The sequence below is a fragment of the uncultured Maricaulis sp. genome (assembly GCF_905480005.1).
GTDB lineage: Bacteria > Pseudomonadota > Alphaproteobacteria > Caulobacterales > Maricaulaceae > Maricaulis.
The window spans coordinates 20167-40601 of sequence record NZ_CAJQOO010000026.1 but is presented as its reverse complement, the minus strand read 5'-3'; the positions used below and the strand labels follow the sequence as shown (position 1 = coordinate 40601).

Annotated in this window: 21 protein-coding genes and 1 pseudogene; 11 read left to right on the top strand and 11 right to left on the bottom strand. The window is 60.7% G+C overall.

Annotation, left to right across the window (positions count from 1 at the left end; genetic code table 11):
- Positions 1-248, bottom strand: a pseudogene (locus QZ266_RS03850) (hypothetical protein); the annotation flags it as partial.
- 101 nt (positions 249-349) lie between these two features.
- Between QZ266_RS03850 and QZ266_RS03845 the strand changes: the two are divergent.
- From QZ266_RS03845 to QZ266_RS03825, 5 genes are all read left to right on the top strand, one after another.
- The gene (locus QZ266_RS03845; RefSeq protein ID WP_295691798.1) at positions 350-1357 is read left to right on the top strand and encodes an adenosine kinase; all 1008 of its coding nucleotides are present in this window, start codon (positions 350-352) and stop codon (positions 1355-1357) included.
- 167 nt (positions 1358-1524) lie between these two features.
- A complete protein-coding gene (locus QZ266_RS03840; RefSeq protein WP_295691796.1) occupies positions 1525-3618 on the top strand; it encodes an EAL domain-containing protein in 2094 nt (697 codons plus the stop codon).
- 97 nt (positions 3619-3715) lie between these two features.
- Entirely contained in the window at positions 3716-4282 is a 567-nt protein-coding gene (hslV, locus tag QZ266_RS03835) for an ATP-dependent protease subunit HslV (RefSeq protein WP_295691795.1), read from the top strand.
- An 80-nt stretch (positions 4283-4362) separates the two neighbouring features.
- The gene (locus QZ266_RS03830; RefSeq protein WP_295691794.1) at positions 4363-5445 is read left to right on the top strand and encodes an AraC family transcriptional regulator; all 1083 of its coding nucleotides are present in this window, start codon (positions 4363-4365) and stop codon (positions 5443-5445) included.
- Between the two features lie 59 nt (positions 5446-5504).
- Positions 5505-6359 (top strand): alpha/beta hydrolase, encoded by an 855-nt coding sequence (locus QZ266_RS03825; protein WP_295691793.1) that lies wholly within the window; start codon positions 5505-5507, stop codon positions 6357-6359.
- Positions 6360-6431: 72 nt separating this feature from the next.
- Here QZ266_RS03825 and QZ266_RS03820 read toward each other — a convergent pair whose 3' ends face one another.
- Both QZ266_RS03820 and QZ266_RS03815 read right to left on the bottom strand, forming a co-directional pair.
- The gene (locus tag QZ266_RS03820) at positions 6432-6860 is read right to left on the bottom strand and encodes a hypothetical protein (RefSeq protein WP_295691792.1); all 429 of its coding nucleotides are present in this window, start codon (positions 6858-6860) and stop codon (positions 6432-6434) included.
- Between the two features lie 354 nt (positions 6861-7214).
- A complete protein-coding gene (locus tag QZ266_RS03815; protein ID WP_295691790.1) occupies positions 7215-7634 on the bottom strand; it encodes a VOC family protein in 420 nt (139 codons plus the stop codon).
- An 80-nt stretch (positions 7635-7714) separates the two neighbouring features.
- Between QZ266_RS03815 and hslU the strand changes: the two genes are divergently transcribed.
- A complete protein-coding gene (gene hslU, locus QZ266_RS03810; protein ID WP_295691789.1) occupies positions 7715-9022 on the top strand; it encodes an ATP-dependent protease ATPase subunit HslU in 1308 nt (435 codons plus the stop codon).
- Positions 9023-9032: 10 nt separating this feature from the next.
- Here hslU and QZ266_RS03805 read toward each other — a convergent pair whose 3' ends face one another.
- The 3 genes from QZ266_RS03805 to QZ266_RS03795 are packed head-to-tail and all read right to left on the bottom strand — an operon-like array spanning position 9033 to position 11472.
- On the bottom strand, positions 9033-9623 hold the full coding sequence (locus QZ266_RS03805) for a Smr/MutS family protein (RefSeq protein ID WP_295691788.1): 591 nt from the start codon (positions 9621-9623) through the stop codon (positions 9033-9035).
- Positions 9624-9626: 3 nt separating this feature from the next.
- On the bottom strand, positions 9627-10868 hold the full coding sequence (locus QZ266_RS03800; RefSeq protein ID WP_295691785.1) for a murein transglycosylase A: 1242 nt from the start codon (positions 10866-10868) through the stop codon (positions 9627-9629).
- A complete protein-coding gene (locus tag QZ266_RS03795) occupies positions 10852-11472 on the bottom strand; it encodes a Tim44/TimA family putative adaptor protein (protein ID WP_295691783.1) in 621 nt (206 codons plus the stop codon). The genes QZ266_RS03800 and QZ266_RS03795 overlap by 17 nt, the downstream gene beginning before the upstream one ends.
- 213 nt (positions 11473-11685) lie before the next feature.
- Between QZ266_RS03795 and secB the strand changes: the two genes are divergently transcribed.
- Positions 11686-12210 (top strand): protein-export chaperone SecB, encoded by a 525-nt coding sequence (gene secB / locus QZ266_RS03790; protein WP_295691782.1) that lies wholly within the window; start codon positions 11686-11688, stop codon positions 12208-12210.
- A gap of 39 nt (positions 12211-12249) precedes the next feature.
- Here the strand turns inward: secB and dnaQ are convergent, their stop codons facing one another.
- From dnaQ to QZ266_RS03765, 5 genes are read right to left on the bottom strand one after another with little or no spacing between them, the layout of a single operon-like run.
- On the bottom strand, positions 12250-12942 hold the full coding sequence (dnaQ, locus tag QZ266_RS03785; RefSeq protein WP_295691781.1) for a DNA polymerase III subunit epsilon: 693 nt from the start codon (positions 12940-12942) through the stop codon (positions 12250-12252).
- 29 nt (positions 12943-12971) lie between these two features.
- Positions 12972-13580: a dephospho-CoA kinase gene (gene coaE / locus QZ266_RS03780; protein WP_295691780.1), complete on the bottom strand. Its 609-nt coding sequence runs from the start codon at positions 13578-13580 to the stop codon at positions 12972-12974.
- Positions 13580-14422 (bottom strand): shikimate dehydrogenase, encoded by an 843-nt coding sequence (gene aroE / locus QZ266_RS03775; RefSeq protein ID WP_295691778.1) that lies wholly within the window; start codon positions 14420-14422, stop codon positions 13580-13582. Before aroE ends, coaE begins: the two co-directional genes overlap by 1 nt.
- Positions 14419-15009 carry a nucleoside triphosphate pyrophosphatase gene (locus QZ266_RS03770; RefSeq protein ID WP_295691777.1) on the bottom strand — a complete coding sequence of 197 codons (591 nt, stop codon included), beginning with the start codon at positions 15007-15009 and terminating at the stop codon, positions 14419-14421. Before QZ266_RS03770 ends, aroE begins: the two co-directional genes overlap by 4 nt.
- Positions 15006-15845 carry a pyruvate, water dikinase regulatory protein gene (locus QZ266_RS03765; protein ID WP_295691776.1) on the bottom strand — a complete coding sequence of 280 codons (840 nt, stop codon included), beginning with the start codon at positions 15843-15845 and terminating at the stop codon, positions 15006-15008. Before QZ266_RS03765 ends, QZ266_RS03770 begins: the two co-directional genes overlap by 4 nt.
- 445 nt (positions 15846-16290) lie before the next feature.
- Here QZ266_RS03765 and hemE point away from each other — a divergent pair, with 445 nt between their 5' ends.
- The 4 genes from hemE to rho all read left to right on the top strand — a co-directional run bounded on the left by hemE (position 16291) and on the right by rho (position 20429).
- Positions 16291-17328 (top strand): uroporphyrinogen decarboxylase, encoded by a 1038-nt coding sequence (gene hemE / locus QZ266_RS03760; protein WP_295691774.1) that lies wholly within the window; start codon positions 16291-16293, stop codon positions 17326-17328.
- Between the two features lie 25 nt (positions 17329-17353).
- Entirely contained in the window at positions 17354-18394 is a 1041-nt protein-coding gene (hemH, locus tag QZ266_RS03755) for a ferrochelatase (RefSeq protein ID WP_295691772.1), read from the top strand.
- Positions 18395-18426: 32 nt separating this feature from the next.
- On the top strand, positions 18427-18882 hold the full coding sequence (locus tag QZ266_RS03750) for a CopD family protein (RefSeq protein WP_295691770.1): 456 nt from the start codon (positions 18427-18429) through the stop codon (positions 18880-18882).
- Positions 18883-19118: 236 nt separating this feature from the next.
- Entirely contained in the window at positions 19119-20429 is a 1311-nt protein-coding gene (gene rho / locus QZ266_RS03745) for a transcription termination factor Rho (protein ID WP_366523915.1), read from the top strand.
- The last annotated feature ends 6 nt before the right edge of the window (positions 20430-20435 follow it).

The window sequence follows — 20435 nt, the reverse complement described above, 5'->3', positions numbered from 1 at the left end:
CGCTCCAGCGTTGCCATGAAGGCGTCCGGTTTTTCCATATAGTCCCAGCACGTGCCGATCATGACCGCGTCGAAGTGCGCGGGATCAAAATCGGGCGCATCCCAGATCACCGGCTCGAGATCGATGCCGCGCTGGGCACAGGCCGGCTGAAGCGCGGCAATTTCAAGCTCATATTCCCAATAGTCCTTGCGGGCATCGGGATGGTCGCGAAGCATGCAGCTCGCTGTGAGAAAGGCGATCCGGGTCATGAGAGGCTGGCTAGCCGGAGCGCTTCGTGACGGCAAGCCTTGTTCTCGACGGGCGCTGCGTTTAACCCTGCCGTTCTTGCCAGCCGAAATGGATTTTACCGATGTCCGATACCCGTTTTGACGTGCTTGCCGTGGGCAATGCCATTGTCGACGTTCTCTCGCCCGCCACCGACGCCTTCCTGGCCGCCGAGGGCATCGCCAAGGACGCCATGACACTGATCGATGAGGATCGGGCCCGCACGCTGTATGAACGCATGCAGCCCGGCAAGGAGGCCTCGGGCGGCTCGGCGGCAAATACCGTCGCCGGGATCGCCTCACTGGGCGGCAAGGCGGCCTATATCGGCAAGGTCGCGGACGATCAGCTGGGCGAGATTTTCACCCATGATATCCGCACGGTTGGCGTATTTTTTGACACGCCTCCGCTGAAGAACGGCCCGGCAACCGCGCGCTGCCTGATCAATGTCACAGCGGATGCGGCACGCTCCATGTCGACCTTCCTGGGCGCGGCTGCCCTGGTGACCGAGGAAGACGTCGCGGCCGGTGCCGCAGCCCTTCAAGCCTCTGAAATCATCTATCTGGAAGGCTACCTCTTCGATCGCGAGGAAGCCAAGCGCGGCTATGTTGCCGCCGCCGAGATGGCCGCTGCCCACAAGCGCCGCACCGCTCTGACCCTGTCCGACCTGTTCTGCGTGGAACGTCACCGGGCAGCATTCCGCCACTTGGTCGCCAATCATATCGACATCCTTCTGGCCAATGAGGCAGAGATCAAGGCGCTCTACGAGACCGAGGATTTCGACACGGCCATGGCCCAGGCCCGCGAGGACGTGGCCGTGGTGGCCGTCACACGCTCGGAGAAGGGCGCCGTCATTGCCCGCGGCGCAGAGATGGTCACGGTCGCGGCAGTACCGGTCTCCAAACTGGTCGACACCACCGGCGCCGGCGATCTCTTTGCTGCTGGCTTCCTGCTCGGTCTGGCCCAGGACCGGCCCCTCACCGAAGCGGGTCGAATGGGGGCGATCTGTGCCGCGGAAATCATCTCGCACTATGGCGCAAGACCCGAAACGGGGTTGAAATCACTCGCGGAGTCCGGCGGGGTCACCTTTGAATAAAGGTATTCAGGGCATTTGCCTAAAAACTTAACGATTTAACTCCGGCACTTTAACCACAATTCAAGTGGTTGCTGAGATGCTTGTCACTGAGAACGGGTGAGTAGCGATATTCATCCGGAGTTTGGTGGCGATTACGCGACCTCACGGGGGCGCGTTCAGGGGTTAATATGGCACCCATCCGCAAAGCGGTTGCTCGAGTCATGCGCTCGCTGGTGATGAAGTTCACGCTTCTGACCGGCGCGTTGATCTTTGCGACAACACTCATGCTGATGACGCTGGAAAGCGTGTCCGCCCAACGCGAGACGCGAAACCTCCTCATCGAGCGTTCGGTAGCCACATTGCAGGCCTCGGCCAGCCGGCTCGCCATTCCTGTTTCCACAAATGACGCGACCCATGTCGACCTCTATATCGAAGAACTGATCACCTCGATCGGCGCGTCCCAGCTCTACGTGCTGAACAATCGCCGTGAAGTCCTCGGTGAAGCCTATGGTGATGAGCGCGAGCAGGGTCAGCTTCGCGCGGCCGACATCGCCGTCATGTCACTCGGCGCCGGCGATCTTCGCTATGATCTCCATGACGGTCTTCTTGAGGTTTCGGCTCCGGTCTATACCCAGTCGCGCCGCCTGGTCGGCGTCGTCTACATGCAGCAGCCGCTGGTCGAGCTCGCGGCTTCACGCAATGCCGCAATCCAGCGCCAGACCCTGATTGCCCTGTTCGCGCTGGGTATTTTCCTGCCGCTGGCGGCGCTGATCGTCGGTCGTGCCCTGCGCCCTGTTCAGACCCTGACCGATGCCGCCCGCCTCGCCTCGTCGAAGAATCTCGACATGCGCATCAAGGTGAAGACCGGCGACGAGCTGGAAGTTCTGGCGAATGCGTTCAATCGCATGTTCGCCCGCCTCGACGGCAATCTGAAACGCATCCATCGCCTCGCCTATGTGGACCTTGTCACCGAGCTGCCGAACCGCGAACGCTTCCGCAAGGAAACCGAGCGCGTGGCCCGCAAGTCGCTGGAAGTCGGCTCCTCGGGTGCCGTGCTCTTCCTGGACCTCGACCGCTTCAAGCGGGTCAATGACTCGCTGGGTATCGGCGAAGGCGATCGCCTGCTGGAAATGGTCGGACGTCGGCTCTCCGAAGTCACACGTGGCTGTGACCTCGCTGCCGGCAGTGTCGAGGACCCGTCCATGGTGGCCCGCCTCGGTGGAGACGAGTTCACCGCGCTGCTGCCCAATATCCAGGACAGCGCCGACGCTGCCCGGGTCGCCAACAAGCTGGTCGATGCCATCCGTCTGCCCTTCGAGATCTCCGGCCACCAGGTCTTTCTCGGTGTGTCGATCGGGGTCGCAGTCTTCCCGCAGGACGGGGCCGATCCGGAGACACTGATGCGCCATGCCGACCTCGCCATGGCTCATGCCAAGCGCGCCGGTGGATCGTCCGCACAATTCTTCGAACCGAGCATGAACCAGTCCGCTTTCGAGCGCCTGGTGCTGGAAAATGAACTGCGCGATGCCGTCGCCCAGGACCAGCTGGTCGTCTTTTACCAGCCCAAGGTCCTCATGAAGGACGGGGCCTGCGCGGGGGCCGAGGCGCTTGTGCGCTGGCAGCACCCGACCGCAGGACTTCTCTCCCCAGGCGCCTTCATCGAAGCCGCCGAGGAATGTGGCCTGATTGGTGAGATCGGTGACTGGGTCCTGCGCGCCGCCTGCCGCGAAGCTGCCGCCTGGCGCGAGCGTGGTCTTGAAATTCCGGTCGCGGTGAATGTCTCGGCGATGCAGTTTGATCGCGACGGTTTCTCGGACTCTGTGCTCGATGCGCTGGCCGCGGCCAATCTTCCGCCGCACCTGCTCGAACTGGAACTGACCGAATCCATTGCCATGGAAAACCCCGAGCGCGTGATCGAACAGGTTCAGCCATTGCGCGACCGCGGCGTCAATTTCGCCATCGATGATTTCGGAACCGGTCACTCCTCGCTCGCCTATCTGACGCGCATGCCGTTCGACGTGTTCAAGATTGACCAGAGCTTTGTGCGCGACATGACCACCGATCATCATGCCCGCATCGTTGTCGAGACCATTCTGGCCATGGCCAAGTCCCTGAAACTGGAAACCGTCGCCGAAGGCGTGGAAACGGCAGAGCAGTACGAGATGCTGCGCAGTCAGGGCGCGACCCTGGCCCAGGGCTTCCTGTTCGCCCGCCCGATGCCGGCAACCGACTTTGTCGCCTTTGCCTCGGACAGCTATTCCGATCGCGCCGTCAACGAATAAGGCGGACCGTGTTGTCGGACATCCGGCAGCAAGACCCCTTGATCCGCTCCGCCGTGTCGGCCACATCCTTGTGACGACATCATCCGGAGACCGGTCCATGACGCACGCTTCTTCCCCCGACTATGCCGATGCCAGCCTGTGGCGCGGCACCACGATCATCGCCGTGCGCAAGGATGGCCGCCTGGTCGTCGCGGGTGACGGTCAGGTCTCGATCGGACCGACAGTGATGAAGGGCAATGCCAAAAAGGTCCGCCGTCTTGCCGGGGGCGATGTGATTGCCGGTTTTGCCGGGGCCACGGCCGATGCCTTCGCCCTGTTCGAGCGTCTGGAAGGCAAGCTGGAGCAATATCCCAAACAACTCGCCCGCGCCTGTGTCGAACTGGCGAAGGACTGGCGCACCGATCGCTATCTGCGCCGCCTCGAAGCCATGCTCATCGTCGGCGACAAGGATGCGACCTATCTGCTGACCGGGGCCGGGGATGTGCTGGAACCCGAAGACGGTGTCGTCGCGGTCGGATCCGGCGGCAATTTCGCGCTCTCTGCCGCCCGTGCCATCTATGAGTATGAGGCCGATCCGGAAATCATCGCCCGGAAGGCGATGGCGATTGCCGCCCGGATCTGCGTCTACACGAACGAAAATCTGACGATCGAAGAGATCAGCTAGGTCATGAAACCGGGCCCCGCAAACCCGGCCATGCGTTGTCCGGCTCTCCGGATCGAGCCATGAATGCGAGGTAGAGCGCTGTGATTCTTCACATTCTCGCAGCGCTTGGACTGATCCAGGGTCTGGTCCTCGCGGCGGCGCTGTTACGGGCCCGCAATCGCAATCCGGTGGGATTCGCCGCCCTTCTGACAGCGTTGATCGCTGCGATGGCGATTGTCATCGAAGAATGGATTGTCGAGAGCGGCGGCTGGCGGCAATTTCCCCATATCCTGCGCGCGACGACCTGGATGCCATACCTGATCGGGCCGGGCATCTGGTTATTTGCCCGCTCCCTTGTCCAGCCCTTCGAACTGCGCTGGTCCGCCTTGCATGCCCTTCCGGCCGCGCTGGCTCTGGTCTACTTCCTGCCTTTCTATGCGCTCTCCGGAGCGGACAAGATCGCCTTCGTGAACGCCACCCATTCCATACCGATCGAAACAAGCCTGCTTGGCCTGTCCAAAGCGGTTGGACTGCTGGGCTATCTGATCGCGACGCTCTGGGTGCTCTGGCAATTGCCCCGCTCCACACTTGGCCGCTGCGCTTTCTGGTCGATCCTGGGCTTCCTCGCCTTCGTCCTTCTGGTTGCTGCCAGTTTTGCCACCGAGCACCTGGTCGACCGACTACCCGTGTCCTCCGACCTGCTTGCCACGATCGGGCTCGCCGTCTTCCTGTACAGTCTCTCGCTGGTTGCTCTGACCAATTGGCGCGCCTTCGCCTTCATCCCCGACAGTCGTGATCAAACGACGCCCTCCCGGGACAGCGAGGCCTTGCTGGATACGGGAACAACCGAGCGGCTCTTTGCCGACATCCGGGACGCGGTGGCGGATTCGCGCCTGCACCTGGAGCCGCAATTGACGGTGTCCCGCCTTGCCGAGCTTACCGGTTTCCAGCCGCACTACCTGTCCTATGTGATCAACGCGCAAACCGGACTCAATGTGAAGGCCTGGCTCAATACTTTGCGGGTCGAGGATGCCAAACGACGCCTGGTCAGCGATCAGGATGAAACCATTCTGGCCATCGCGCTGTCATGCGGATTCAATAGCAAGGCTGCCTTCAACCGATCCTTCAAATCCGTGACGGGACAATCTCCAACCGAGTTTCGCGCGTCTCACTTTGCAAAGTGAGGCGCTCGGCGCACGCTTTGCGGCAAGAGTGCGGGACACAACCGGTCATGGAGTCCCCGATGCCTAATCTGCTGCGCCCTCTCTTCCTTGCAACATTTGCCAGTCTCGCCTTGCCTGCGACCCTGCGAGCCGAGCCGCCGGTCGAAAATCCGGTCATCCCGTTTGAAGCGCCCTCACCGGAGGGCCGGATAGCCGGCGAAGTGCACCAATTGCCAGGTTCTGACCCGGAAACCGTCCTCGTCATCTCCGGCGGATCCGGGGTTGGCGTGCGCACCGACACCTCTGCGGCGATCGGTCTCTTCCTGAATGAAACAACCGCTGTCGCCATTTATGATCGCCGAGGCTTTGGCGGCTCATCCGGGCGTTCGACTGTCCCCAATACGTCCAATAGCGCTTGGCTGATTCCCGCCCTCGGCGCAGACCTGGTCGCGATCACCGACCATCTCGATGAATTGGGCTATGACCGGATCGGAATTGTCGGTTCGAGCATGGGTGGATGGATCAATGCCGCGGCAGCGGCGCGCTCGGACTCGATTGACTTTGCCGTCAGCCTGGTTGGCGGTGCGAGCTCGGTTTCGATCTCCGATACGTTCGACGCCTTGACCGATACGGGCCTGTCGATCGATGCCGCGCTTGAAATGACACCGAACCAGGCCGGGGCGGTCGGATATGATCCGGCTTGCGACCTGGCACAGGCGTCAATTCCGATGCTCTGGGTTCTGGGCGAGCGCGATGACAGCAACCCGTCGAGGCTTGATATCGAGATAATTGAAACCCTCGCTTCGGCAGGACAGCCCTATCAGTACATTCTCGTTGAGCAGGCGGACCACAATTTCCTGAATGTGGAAACCGGTCAGGTGATGCTTGATTGGGTGCCGGACATGGCCCGTTTCACGGCGTCAGCGGGCCGGTAAGCATTGGACGCAATGACGGTGTCGTCAGCGACCGGGCCAGCGTCTCCACGGGTAATCCGAGGGTCGCAGAGATCAGCGATCAGCAGGCGGGCCTTTGCGCCAGAAGCGGAACCGGTCCTGATCGAAATAGCCTTCGCCCCAAAGCAGGATAAGCGCCAGCAGGAGTGCCAGTTGCAGGATCAGCATGGGAGCGAATGTTTCGACACCGGCAATGCCATTGAACAGGCTGTTGAGCGTGAGCAGGAAGCTGTCGAGCCGGTATAAGAGGTAGGACAGGAAATAGACGGGCAGGACCCAGAAACTGCGGCGCCAGTGCAGCCAGACACTGACCAGCGCCAATAGGGTCGAGCTGAAGAAGGCGGCTTCCTGCCAGAAAGAGAGCGACGCGAAGAAACCGTAGGCGTCCCAGCCTTCGGTGCTGCGAGGCCAGACCCCGAGGCGCACCATGATGTCCACAAAGGCCCAGCCGGTCACATACGCCGATTGGGCGAGCAATAACAAAATTTATATGCGCGCCAGCCATCGGACATAGGGCGTTTGGCTTTGAACGCTCGGCGTCATGCGGGCCCATCTCCTGTCGAGGCCGACAATCGGTCTCCGGAACAGGTTCAGCCTAGCGCGCCATCGCCCGAATTGCATCCCGAAACGCCCCGAAACCCATGATCCGGCCTGGATCTGCGAAAATGGCTCTGGTCCGCTTGGTGCCGAGTGGAACGAGCAAGGCTTTTCCCGACAACAACCATAATGATGACATCGCCTTAGACCTGAACGGGGCCGGCTCCGGCTACGCCGAAGCGGATCGACCGCACATGCCATAGCTCACACGCGGGAGAGCTGCGGCTCGCCCGTCGCCAGCTAACTCGCAAAAACCTGGGCTTCGTCCCGAAATGTCTTGAATTCCAGCGCGTTGCCGGAAGGGTCACGAACAAAGAAAGTGCCCTGCTCGCCAGGCTCGCCTTCGAACCGGACATAGGGGTCAATGATGAAATCCTGACCGGCAGCCTTGAGGCGGGCGGCGAGGACTTCCCAGTCGGCCCAATCGAGCAAAAGCCCGAAATGACGAACAGGGACCTGTTTGCCATCGACTGCACCAACTGCCGCCGCCTTGCAGTCTTCCGGGGCCAAATGAGCCACTATCTGGTGTTCATGCAGATCGAAATCGACCCAACTCGCACTCGACCGACCTTCACGACAGCCCAGAAGCTCCCCGTAGAAATGCCGGGCCGCGGCCAGGTCATTGACGGGGAAGGCCAGGTGAAATCGCGGTCGGGTCATCGGTTTATGCCTTTCAGGACTGGTTTTGCCTATCGCCCCTGATTACATCAGGGGACCGCGCAAGCAACGCAAAGACAATAATGACCGATTTTTCTCCTCGCGAAATAGTCTCCGAACTCGACCGCTTCATCGTCGGACAGGGCGATGCCAAGAAGGCGGTTGCCATCGCCCTGCGCAATCGCTGGCGCCGGCGACAGCTGGACGAGACGCTGGCGGAGGAAGTCACGCCGAAAAACATCCTGATGATCGGGCCGACCGGTGTCGGCAAGACCGAGATTTCACGCCGCTTGGCCAAGCTGGCCGGCGCCCCCTTCATCAAGGTTGAGGCCACCAAATTCACCGAAGTCGGTTATGTCGGTCGCGATGTCGACCAGATCGCCCGCGACCTTGTGGAAATCGCCATCTCCATCGTGCGCGAGAAGAAGCGTGAAGACGTGAAAGCGAAAGCGCATGCCGCAGCCGAAAACCGGGTTGTCGATGCGCTGGTCGGGCCCGGCGCCAGCGAAGCCACCCGCGAAAGCTTCCGTAAACGCCTGCTGGCCGGCGATCTGGACGACAAGGAAGTCGAGATCCAGTTGGCCGACAATGCCTCTCCCATGCAGATGATGGATATTCCAGGCATGCCGTCGGGCGGTGCCGGCGTGATCAATCTGGGGGATATCCTGGGCAAGGGCTTCGGCCAGAAAACCAAGGCCGTGCGCTTGAAGGTCAAGGATGCCTATGAGCCCCTCATCAATCAGGAGGCCGACAAACTGCTCGATGATGGCCAGATCACTGCCGATGCCATCAAGCTGGCAGAGAATGATGGCATCGTCTTTCTCGATGAGGTCGACAAGATCGCGGCGCGCGCCGATGCCCGCGGCGGCGATGTGTCCCGGGAAGGCGTGCAGCGCGACCTGCTGCCGCTGATCGAGGGGACAACGGTCACGACCAAGCATGGCGCGATCAAGACGGATCATATCCTCTTCATTGCGTCCGGCGCCTTTCACGTCGCCAAGCCGTCGGACATGCTGCCGGAATTGCAGGGGCGTCTGCCGATCCGGGTTGAGCTTTCCGCGCTGACCGAAGCCGATCTCAAGCGCATTCTGATTGAGCCGGAAGCCAGCCTGATCAAACAATATGTGGCCCTGATGGGCACGGAAGGCGTGACTTTGGAGTTCACCGATGACGCGATCGACGCGCTTGCCGGCCTGGCAGCCGAGGTCAATGCCAGCGTGGAGAATATAGGCGCCCGGCGACTTCAGACCGTCATGGAAAAACTGGTCGAGGACATATCCTTTTCCGCGTCTGATCGCTCCGGTGAGGCCATCACGATCGATGCCGACTATGTCGCCGAGCATGTCGGCACACTCGCAAAGAATGCCGACCTGTCGAAATTCATACTTTGACGAGCCGGGGTCAGTCGCGGTTGCGCGTCCTGAGCGTGACATAAAAGGCGCCGCTCCCGCCATGACGGGCATGGGATTTCGCGAACCCTGACACATACTGACTAAATTCGGAAAGTCCAAGCCATTCCGGTAACTTGCGACGCAACACGCCGGGCTCCTCGACCTGTTCCCACGGCGCAACATCGCGCTCGCGCGACTTGAAACCCTTGCCGGTGATGATCAGAACCGTGCGATAGCCGCTGGCGAAAGCCATTTGAAGGAAGTGACGCAAGGAGCGCAGAGCCTGGTCCTGGGTCAGGCCGTGCAGGTCGATCCGTCCATCAATATCTACCCGGCCGCGGCGTACCCGCTTCTCGCCCGAGCGGTCATGCGGCACGGGTGGGTCATAGGCCGCCGGTGCGCGCGGCGTGGGCGGCAGGCGCAAGCCGGTTTCATAGGCACGGGCCGCCGTGTCCATCTTGTTTTTCTCGGGCGCTGCGGGCGGCTTGGGTTCTGGCGCTTCCAGCGCTGTCATGCGGTCGTCTGACAGGGGTTTCACAGACTTGGCGACGCGCGTCCACAAGGCGCGCTCTTCCGGGCGCATAGTGCGTTTGCGCGACATGGATCAGGCCGGCTCGGTGTCGGCGAAAAGGCGCGCGACGACCGTATGCGGCAGGAGCACGACCCAGCCGGCCTGGGCCCGGGTTGTGCCTGCCCGACGCTCAGCCGTTTCTCCCCAGCCCCAGAAGAAGTCTCCGCGCAGCGGCCCGTTGATGGCACCGCCGGAATCCTGCGACACGACGAGACCGTGCCACCCTTCCAGTTCGGGCAAGTCGGCCGAAAGCCAGACTGGAACACCATGCGCCATGACGCCGGTATCCACCGCGATTGACGCCATCGGCGTCAACGGCACACCAGCCGAGCCGCGTGGCCCCAGCGTCGGGTCATCCAGATTCTCGCTCTGAAAGAAAACATAGCGCGGATTGACGCCGAACAATTCGGCCGTGGCGTCAGGACCATTCTCGTTCAGCCAGGCTTCAATGCCCTGCTTGGACGCGGCATGGGCTTCCAGCTCGCCTCGATTGATCAGCTCGCGTCCGATGGAACGGTAGGGGAGCCCGTTATGGGCCGCGAACGCCGCGCGTTCTTCATGTCCGTCGGCGAAGACGAGGCGGCCCGAGCCCTGGATCTGCAGAAAGAAAACATCAATCGGCCGCCCCCAGGCGAAGACCTCGCCGGCATTGCTTGTCTCGATCGTGGTGCGGTCCTTGTACTCAACAAGCTGGCCATTGCGGACTTCACCGACAATCCGGCGACCGGACAGGCTGTCATCGAACCGGCCCAGGTCCACGGTCACCAGATCATCCGGGCGACGACGAAGCGGCTGGGTAAAGCCGGGTTGGCGTGCGCGGCGCACTTCGACAAAGGGCTCGTAATAGCCGGTCATAAGGCCGGTCTCGCGGGTTTCGCCGGTCTCCGCCTCGCGGGCGAGCAGGCGCACCGGCGTAAAGACAGCTTCCAGGCTGGCTCGGGCAGCGTCCGACCCCTCACGAGTCATGGCGGCGGCAGCACAGGCTCCGCGCCAATCCTCGACCCGTCCGGCCCATTCCACCCGCGGGTTGAGCGCGTCCGCGTCGGCGCGGCGGTCGAGCCGCTGACAACTGCGTCGGAAGGCCTGCAGGGCAGGCGCCAGATCCTCATCGTCCCAACCGCTCAAATCGGTCCAGAGGACAGGTTGAAAATCAAGGGTTTCCGGGCGCTCAACGACCGGTACGTCGTGTTCGGGCTCGGGTTCCGGTGTCGTGGGCTGGCAGGCTGCCAGCAAGACGACACCGATCAGGGCGAGCCGATCAAACCGCCGCAACACGGGTCAGTACCCAATTGGGATTGCCGGTATCGGTACGGCGTTCGAACATCCAGTCTTCGGTGACGGTCGAGAGATGGCCCAGATCACCCGCAATGACGACCGCATCGGCATCCCGGGTTTCCGTGGCAATCTCGGCCACGAAGCGCACCTTGATGCGCGCAGTCTCATTATCGAGACCGGCCTCGGTGATTTCGGCAGAACGAATGCGCTCGATTTCGGTCCGTACCGTCTCGCCACGATCCGCCCGCTGGTCGATCGCAGTGGTGTATCGGTCGAGAACCTTGGCGGCCAGGAGCGGTTCGAGGGTCTTGCGATCACCCGCGGAAAAGGCCTCGACGATCATTGTATAAGCGCTGCGAGCGCCCTCAACGAAGGCGTTCGGGTCAAAGCGCGTGTCAGCCGCTGCGATTGCTTCCAGGCCTGCGGCGGCCGGCCCTTCAAAGGCCGGACGTAGTCCCGGCGTGCGGCCTGCATCGCCGGTCTTTGCCACTTCCTCCGGAGGCGTCGGAGCCTCCATGTGACCTTCCCGGCGCCCCAGGACCGTATAAAGGCGGTAAGCGAAGAAGATCGCGACCACACCGCTGAGAAGTGTCCAGATATCCATACGGCCCGCTACACCTTTGCTGCGCTGACAAGCCCGGGCGCCACGCGCCAAAGCCTCGTTCCTTCCCCTGATATAGGCCCTATTTGCCCGGTCGTCAGCCTCTTCGCTGTGGTCTTGCCAGCTTGCCGCTGGACTGTGGCCATGCTAACGGGCGCGCTCTCATTGACCCGGCCGCCCACGGCCAGCCGTTTACAGACCCATCCGGGGAGTTCCATGACCGACGCACCCAACATGCCCGCCGACGACGCGGCCGCCCAACAGCCGCAACTGCGCGTCCTTGCGCAATACGTGAAGGATCTCTCCTTCGAAAATCCGGGCGCTCCCGACACCCTGCGTCCTGGCCAGGCAACCCCGGCGATTGATCTGGGAATTGATGTCCAGGCTCGCGCGGTTGGCGAAGACACCTATGAGGTTGTTCTGACCGTGAATGCCAAGGCAAGCCGCGAGGAGACCGTGGTCTTCATCGCCGAGCTCGCCTATGCCGGCCTCTTCCAGCTTGCCAATGTCCAGGATGCCGAGCGCGAGCCCTTCCTGCTGATCGAATGCCCGCGCCTGATCTTCCCGTTTGCGCGCCGCGTGCTCGGCGACACCACGCGTGACGGCAATTTCCCGCCGCTCATGCTGGATCCGGTTGATTTTGCTGGCCTGTACCGCGCCCAGCTGGCCAAGCGGGCTGCCGCAGTTCCGGGTTCGGAAGGCAATAGCAATGGCAATGGCGATCCGGCCGCCGCAAACTAGGACTGGCCGATCCGCACAGTCCTATTTATCCGCACAGTCCTATTGAAACGAGAGTTTCTTCCAGAGCGCGTTATCGCCCATCTCGTCTACAAAGGCGTCATGGGCGGCGCGCTCTGACTCTGTCTGGCCCCGGTTCAACGCAACCGGACGCGGCGACCGGGCGGGAAATTCGACCGCATTGCTGGTTGCCGAGCCCTTGCCGCTGAGATCCAGCGCCCGCGTTCGCCCCCCCATGAGCTCGAGATAGACTTCCGCCAGAAGCAGGGAGTCGATCAGCGCTCCGTGCTTGTCACGCGTGTCGAGCGAGATATCGAAACGCTTGCAGAGCGCGTCCAGCGAGACGTAGGAACCGGGGAATTTCGCCCGGGCGATCCGGGCCGTGTCCTTGAACCGGTCATCGGCGTAGATATCCATCCCCAGGCGCGCCAATTCCATATTGATGAATCCGCGGTCAAACGGCGCATTGTGGGCAACCAGGGTTGCGTCACCGACGAAGGCCACAAAATCCGGCCCGACCTCATCAAACAACGGCTTGTCGGACAGGAATTCCGTGGTCAGTCCGGTAATGTCGACCACTTCCTTGGGTACGGACCGCTGCGGGTTCACATAGGCGTGGAAGGTCTTCCCGGTAGGGATGTAGTCGATAACCTCGACCGCGCCCAATTCGGTAATGCGATCACCCGTATTGGGATCAAGCCCTGTGGTTTCGGTATCGAAGACAATTTCGCGCATTCCGGCCGCCCCGCCTGAGTTTGCTGCCATCAAGAATTGGTTTCTGCCGCTCGGGCTTTCAGTGCCTTAACGATTTCATCTACTTGTCGCTTCGCATCGGGAATTCCGCCCGACGTCTCAACGCGATGATCCGCCCGTTCCAGCTTGATCGAATCGTCCAGCTGCCGCGCGATTATGGCGTCCAGCTTGGCCTCGGTCATGCCCGGTCGCTGCATCACGCGGGCGCGCCTCACCTCGTCAGGTGCATGTACCACAATCACCGCATCGACCCGCTTCTCGCCGCCGGTTTCAAACAGGAGGGGCACGTCAAACACCAATATGTCATGCCCCGAGGCCGTTTCATCGGCGATAAAGGCCTCCCGCGCCGCGCTGACAAGCGGGTGCACGATCTCCTCGAGAAGCTCGAACCCGTCCGGATCCATTTTCAGGGCCTCGGACAGCCGCCCGCGATCAATGGCGCCATCGATGACAACCCCCGGAAAGGCCCGCCCGACCGGTTCGACAGCTGCGCCGCCGGGCGCATACAGCGCATGAACAGCAGCATCGGAATCAAAGACCGGAATACCAGCCTCTCGCAGCAATTGCGCAGTGGCGGATTTGCCCATGCCAATGGAACCGGTGAGCCCGACACGCAGCATTACGACTGCTCCAGATGCCGGACGAGTTGTCCGCGCAGATCCGGCAATTCCGGCACCGGCTGGCCATAGAAGGCCTGAAAACTCGGCCGCGCCTGGCCAATCAGCATGTCCAATCCGTCAATCGCGGTCAGACCGCGCGCCGCCGCGCCGGTCAAAAAGCCTGTGTTCAAGGGCGTATAGACACTGTCAAAGACAACGCTACCCGGGCTGACCCGGTCCCAGTCGAGAGACAAGTCATTGCGCCCCCTGAGGCCAAGCGATGTCGCGTTGATGATCAAGGTGCGATCAGAGAGCACATCATCACGCGCCTCCCAGGGGACGAGACTGGCGCCAGGCGCCAGGTCGCGCGCCAATCCTTCGGCCCGCGGTAGATTGCGATTGCACAGGGCCAGGTCGGAGACCCCAACTGTCAGGAGTGCATAGACGAGAGCACGGGCGGCTCCACCAGCGCCTATAACCAGAACCCTGGCTTTGTTATAATTGATATTTGCGGGTTCCAAGGCGTAAAGAAAACCGGCGATATCCGTGTTGTCCGCATGGATTTTTCCGTCCGTCATTGTCAGGAGGTTCGCGGCGCCGACCGCGCGCGCTGCCGCAGCTGCACTATCAGCCAGATCCAGAGCCGCTTCCTTGTGCGGCAAGGTCACATTCAGCCCAACACAGCCGGCGCTTGCGAGACCCGATACGGCGCGGTCGAAATTCTCCGGCGCGATTGGAAAGGGGACGTATTGCGCATCCAGGCCGGCAGCGTCGATCCAGAGCCCCATCAGGATGGGGGAAAGGGAATGGCTGACCGGATCACCGGTTACACCAGCAAGCCTGGCAGCGCCGGTAGTGGTCATCGCGCCAACACCCCTTCATCACGCAGCACCTGTGCCAGTGGCAGAAGCGGCAAACCAAGAATGGCGTAATAATCACCCTCGACGCGTTCAAACAATTGCGCACCGAGGCCTTCATAAGCATAGGCGCCCACGCTCTTGGTCAGGGCATCGCCTGCTTCGGCCAAATAATGCGTCAGGAATTCATCTGAAAAATCACGAACATGGATGGTTGATGTCTGCTGGTGCGTCCAGACAGGCTTGCCATCGCGCAGCAATGCAAGGCCCGAGTGGAGACAATGAGGTCGACCCCGCATGCGACGCAAACGATCCGGCGCCAGAGCTGCATCAGGAAGCTTGTCCAGGAGCTCACCATCGAGCTCCATGGTCTGGTCGGCGCCCAGCACCAGACCATCGGGGTGGGCTTGCGAAACCGGCCCGGCCTTCGCCTCCGCCAGGCAAAGCGCCATATCGCGCGGTGACAGGTCGGATCGGTCGGCCTTGATCACACTCTCATCCACATCCGACTTGATAACGGAAAAGGGGATATGGGCCTGGGAGAGTATATCGGCGCGGATCTGGCTGCCGGAGGCGAGAATAAAGCGGGTCATGCCGTCATGTTCCGCTTTTCCATAAGGAGGTTGATGATCTTCGCAGCCGTTTCCTCGATCGATCGGCGCGTGACATCAATCGTCGGCAATTTGTGTTTTGCATACAGACGCTTGGCGTAGAGGATCTCTTCCCGAACAGCGAAGTCATCAATGTAATTGGTGTCACGGTCCTCATTCAGGCTGAGCAGGCGATTGCGACGGATCTGGACGATCCGCTCTGGCGAGGCGGACAGACCAACAACCAGCGGATTGCGCAGATTGAAGATTTCAGTCGGCAGGGGCACTCCCTTGACCAGAGGTATGTTGGCTGCGCGATAACCGCGATGGGCGAGATAGACGCTGGTCGGCGTCTTTGACGTGCGGCTGACACCCAGAAGCACGATATCGGCTCCCTCAAAATCATCACCCTGGCCATCATCATGAGCCATCGCGTAATTCAGCGCATCAATCCGGCGATAATAGTCAGCATCCAGGGAGCGCTGGGCACCGGCACGGCTGGCGACTGGGCGTCCCAGATAAGAGCTCAATGTCGCCAGCATGGGGTCCAGAATCGCGATCGCCGGTACACCGAGCTCGACACAACGGGTTTCCAGTTCACGTCGCAGATCAGCATTGACGATCGTGTACATGACGACCCCGGGATAAGCCGCGACCTCGTCGAGAACCCGATCGAGCTGCCTGGACGAACGAACCAAGGCGTAAAGATGTTCAAGCGGGCTCGTTCCTTCGAACTGGGCAACCGAGGCCCGCATGACCTCCATCAGCGTTTCGCCTGTGGAGTCGGAAACCATGTGAATATGGAAACAGGTGTCGAAAGGAGAGTTCAGGGGGGGCATGAGGCCGGTCACCGGGTTCGCGTTTACCAATTGTTAATAAGTTGGGCTGTTTTCCCCAGCGCCGCAATCGGCACCGACAAGCTGTGAGTAGTACCCGGTCTTACCATGAACAACCCACAGCCCTGTCCACAGTCTCCGCGACCGTGGAAATGGCTGTGGATGATCCGAGATGAGATCGACGGGTCAGGATCGTTTTTCCACTGTCATTCCACATCCGCCACAACTCTCATCTTGTTGGAAGGTATCACTGATTTCAATTATACCAATCCAGCTTCCTGCAAGCTTGTGAATGGATAAATCACGTGCCGGATACCCGAAAAAGCGGGTAGAACCGCATTCATCCACGTCTTCCACGCCCCAACAATCTTCTACAATCAATATATTCTTTTTAGAGAGATGAAGGCGACAGATTGATCCGGTGAGAAGAGATGCCTAAGCAGGGCGGATGAATGACATGATTGAAAAACCACTCCTTCGCGTTCTCGCTGGTGAAACCGTCAGCCCACCACCTGTCTGGCTCATGCGCCAGGCTGGCCGGTATCTCGCTGAATATCGGGAAGTTCGCTCCCGGGCGAAGAACTTCATCGATTTCTGTTTCTCTCCGGATCTGGCAGCAGAAGTGACTCTGCAGCCTATCCGCCGGTTCGGTTTCGACGCAGCGATCCTGTTTGCCGACATCCTGCTGGTACCGATCGCGCTGGGTCGGAAAGTCTGGTTCGTGACCGGTGAAGGCCCGAAGCTTGAACCCTTCAACGTGCTCGATTTCGAACAACTCACACTCAATCAGACCGAGGCCGTGCTCTCACCCATCGGTGAGACGCTCAAACAGGTTGTGCCACAGCTCCCTGACCAGACGACGATGATCGGCTTTGCGGGATCCCCCTGGACCGTTGCGACCTATATGGTCGAGGGGGGCGGATCGAAGGACCGTTTCAAGACACGCGTCGCTGCCTGGGAGCATCCCGAGGCCTTTGATGGCATGATGGACCGGATTGCCGACGTGACTGCGGAATACCTGATCATGCAGGCGCGTTGCGGGGCCGAAGTCCTCAAACTTTTCGACAGCTGGGCAGAAGGTCTGCCTGAACCTCTTTTCGAGCGCGTTATCATTCGACCGACGCGGCGTATCATCGATGCTGTCCGCGCCGCGGGAGTAGACGTTCCAATCATCGGCTTTCCGCGCGGCGCCGGGACGCTCTATCCCCGCTATGCCCGGGAAACCGGAGTGACGGCGATAGCGGTCGATACAGGTGTTGACCCGGCCTGGATCCAGTCCGTTCTTCCCCAGGGGATGCCGGTCCAGGGTCATCTTGATCCGGCCGCATTGCGCGCCGGCGGTGCCGCTTTGAACAGCGAGGTCGATCGCTTGCTGGATAGTTGGGAAGGTCGGCCCCATATCTTCAATCTCGGCCATGGAATCACACCGGATGTGCCGGTTGCCCATGTCGAACAATTACTGGCGCGGATCCGCAACCGCGCCTGATCTGCCTGAGCTGAAGGAGCCAAGGGTGAGTGAAGCGCGCAAGAAACTGGCTGTTGTCCTTTTCAATCTCGGCGGACCGGACGGACCGGAATCGGTGCGCCCCTTCTTGCGTAATCTGTTTCGGGATCCAGCGATTATCCAGGCTCCCGGCCTGATCCGCGAAGCGCTGGCCCTGTTCATTTCGACGGTACGGACCAAGGAAGCCCAGGCGAATTATGCCAAGATGGGCGGCGGCTCTCCGCTATTGCCGGCAACCATCCGTCAAGCCAATGCCCTTGCCGATAGCCTGGCACCGCAATGGCCCGACTTTGATGTGCGTGTCTGGCCGGCGATGCGCTACTGGCATCCGTTCACCGAGGATGTGGCTGATGAAGTGAAAGCCTGGCAGCCGGATGAGACGGTGCTCCTGCCGCTCTATCCACATTTCTCGACCACAACGACGGGCTCGTCACTGGGGGCCTGGCGCAAGGCGGGTGGGCCGGAAACCCGAGCCTTGTGCTGTTATCCGACCGAGGCCGCCTTTGTGGATGCGCACGCGGCGCTGATCCGCAAAACCTGGGAGAAATCAGGTCGACCCAAGGATGCGCGCCTGCTCTTTTCGGCCCATGGCCTGCCCAAGAAAATCATTGATGCCGGCGATCCCTATCAGTGGCAGGTCGAGCAGACCGTGGCTGCGGTCATGAAGCAATTGCCGGACTTTCCGGACCACCAGATTTGTTATCAGAGCCGGGTAGGTCCGCTGGAGTGGATTGGTCCGTCTACCGAGGATGCGATCGAGAAAGCTGCCAAGGACGGTAAATCCATTCTTCTGACGCCGATCGCCTTCGTATCCGAGCACATCGAAACGCTGGTGGAGCTGGATGAAGAATATGCGGAAATCGCGGAAGAACTGGGGATCGAAACCTATGTTCGCGTTCCCGCCCTGGGGAATGACCCGGTCTTTATTGAAGGCCTGGCCAGCATGGTCGGGCAGGCCTTGAATGGCCCGGCCGGGCTGCGATCCGAGGTCGGAGAGCGGATTTGTCCGGCTGACTGTTCAGCTTGTCCGTGCAAGTCTGCAGCCTGATCTGATCACTTCGGGCCAGGACCTCGTTCGCCATGCTGATTGCCGCTTATGACTGGTTGCGCGCCTTCCATATCCTCGCGGTAATCGCCTGGATGGCCGGTCTGCTCTATCTGCCACGGCTTTATGTCTATCATTGCGAGGCCATACCGGGGGGCGAACTGGACAAGACGCTCAAACTCCAGGAACGGCGTCTTTTGAAGGTCATCATGAACCCGGCCATGATTGTCGCCTGGCTGTTTGGCCTGGCCCTGGTCTGGGCCAATATGGAACGAGCGTGTGGATGGTCGATTTTCCTGCAGTGGGGCTGGGTGGCGAAATTTCTCCTGGTCTTCGCGATGACCGGGCTTCACCACGTGTTTTCCGCTCGGTTCAAGCGGTTCGAGGCGGGCACCAATGATTGGCCCCACACACGCTATCGCATGCTGAATGAAATCCCGTTCGTGTTCGCGATCGCGATTGTTTTGATTGCTGTTGTCGCTTTGGCCTGAGGCGTTGTTTGCTAAAGTCCGGATCAGGCCGCGCTTGACGATCCTGACCCTGCATGGCAAGGGTTTCTCGACTCCTTTTTCAGGATCCCTCCTTCGTGACGTGAGACGCGTGAACCACAGCGCGCCCGTCTGCTCCACAATTCTCGGGTTACCTCCGTTCTGGCGGCACCCGGTCTGCCTGATCGCGCAAGGTTCGCTTCGAACCCAGCGCTTCTGTTTGAGCTGATAGTAAAACCATGACCGACGAAACCATCGTACCTGTGCCTGCCCTGCTTGAAGGTGTGGAGCGCATGACGCTCCAGGGCCTCAAGGAAAAGAAGCCGACCGAGCTGTTGGAGTTCGCCGAGGCGCTCGAGATCGAGAATGCGTCTTCCCTGCGCAAGCAAGGCATGATGTTCGCCATTCTCAAGGCCCTGGCCGAGCGGGATGTTGAAATTCATGGCGGCGGCGTCCTGGAAGTCCTGCAGGACGGTTTCGGTTTCCTCCGCTCGCCGGAATCCAATTACCTCGCGGGTCCGGATGACATCTACGTGTCGCCGACCCAGATCCGGAAATTCGGTCTGCGCACGGGTGACACGGTCGAAGGCGAAATTCGCAGTCCGCGGGACGGTGAGCGTTATTTCGCCCTGCTGAAAGTGTCCGCGATCAATTTCCAGGATCCTGAATCCGCGCGCCACAAGGTTCACTTCGACAATCTCACGCCGCTCTATCCCGAAAGCCGCTTCAACATGGAGCTGGCCGATCCGACCGTGAAGGATCGCTCCGGTCGGGTGATCGATATTGTCTCACCGCTTGGCAAGGGCCAGCGGGGCCTGATCGTGGCACCGCCGCGGACCGGCAAGACCGTACTCCTGCAGAACATCGCCCACGCGATCGAGAGCAATCATCCGGATTGTTACTTGATGGTGCTGTTGATCGATGAACGGCCGGAAGAAGTCACTGACATGCAGCGGACCGTGAAGGGTGAGGTCATCTCCTCCACCTTTGACGAGCCGGCAACGCGCCATGTCCAGGTGGCTGAAATGGTGATCGAAAAGGCCAAGCGTCTGGTCGAGCATGGCCGTGACGTCGTCATTCTGCTGGATTCGATCACCCGTCTCGGCCGTGCCTACAACACAGTGGTTCCATCCTCGGGCAAGGTTTTGACCGGTGGTGTCGATGCCAATGCACTCCAGCGCCCGAAACGCTTCTTTGGCGCTGCGCGGAATATCGAGCATGGCGGCTCATTGACCATTATCGCGACCGCTTTGATCGATACCGGTTCGCGGATGGATGAAGTCATTTTCGAAGAGTTCAAGGGTACGGGTAACTCGGAAGTCGTCCTTGACCGGAAAGTGGCTGACAAGCGCGTCTTCCCGGCGATCGACATTCTCAAGTCCGGCACCCGAAAAGAAGAACTCCTGGTCGACAAGGGTCAGTTGCAGAAAATGTACGTCCTGCGCCGTATCCTCAACCCGATGGGCGCCCAGGATGCGATCGAGTTCCTGCTCGACAAATTGCGCCAGACCAAGACCAATGACGAGTTCTTCGACTCGATGAACACGTAACAGCGA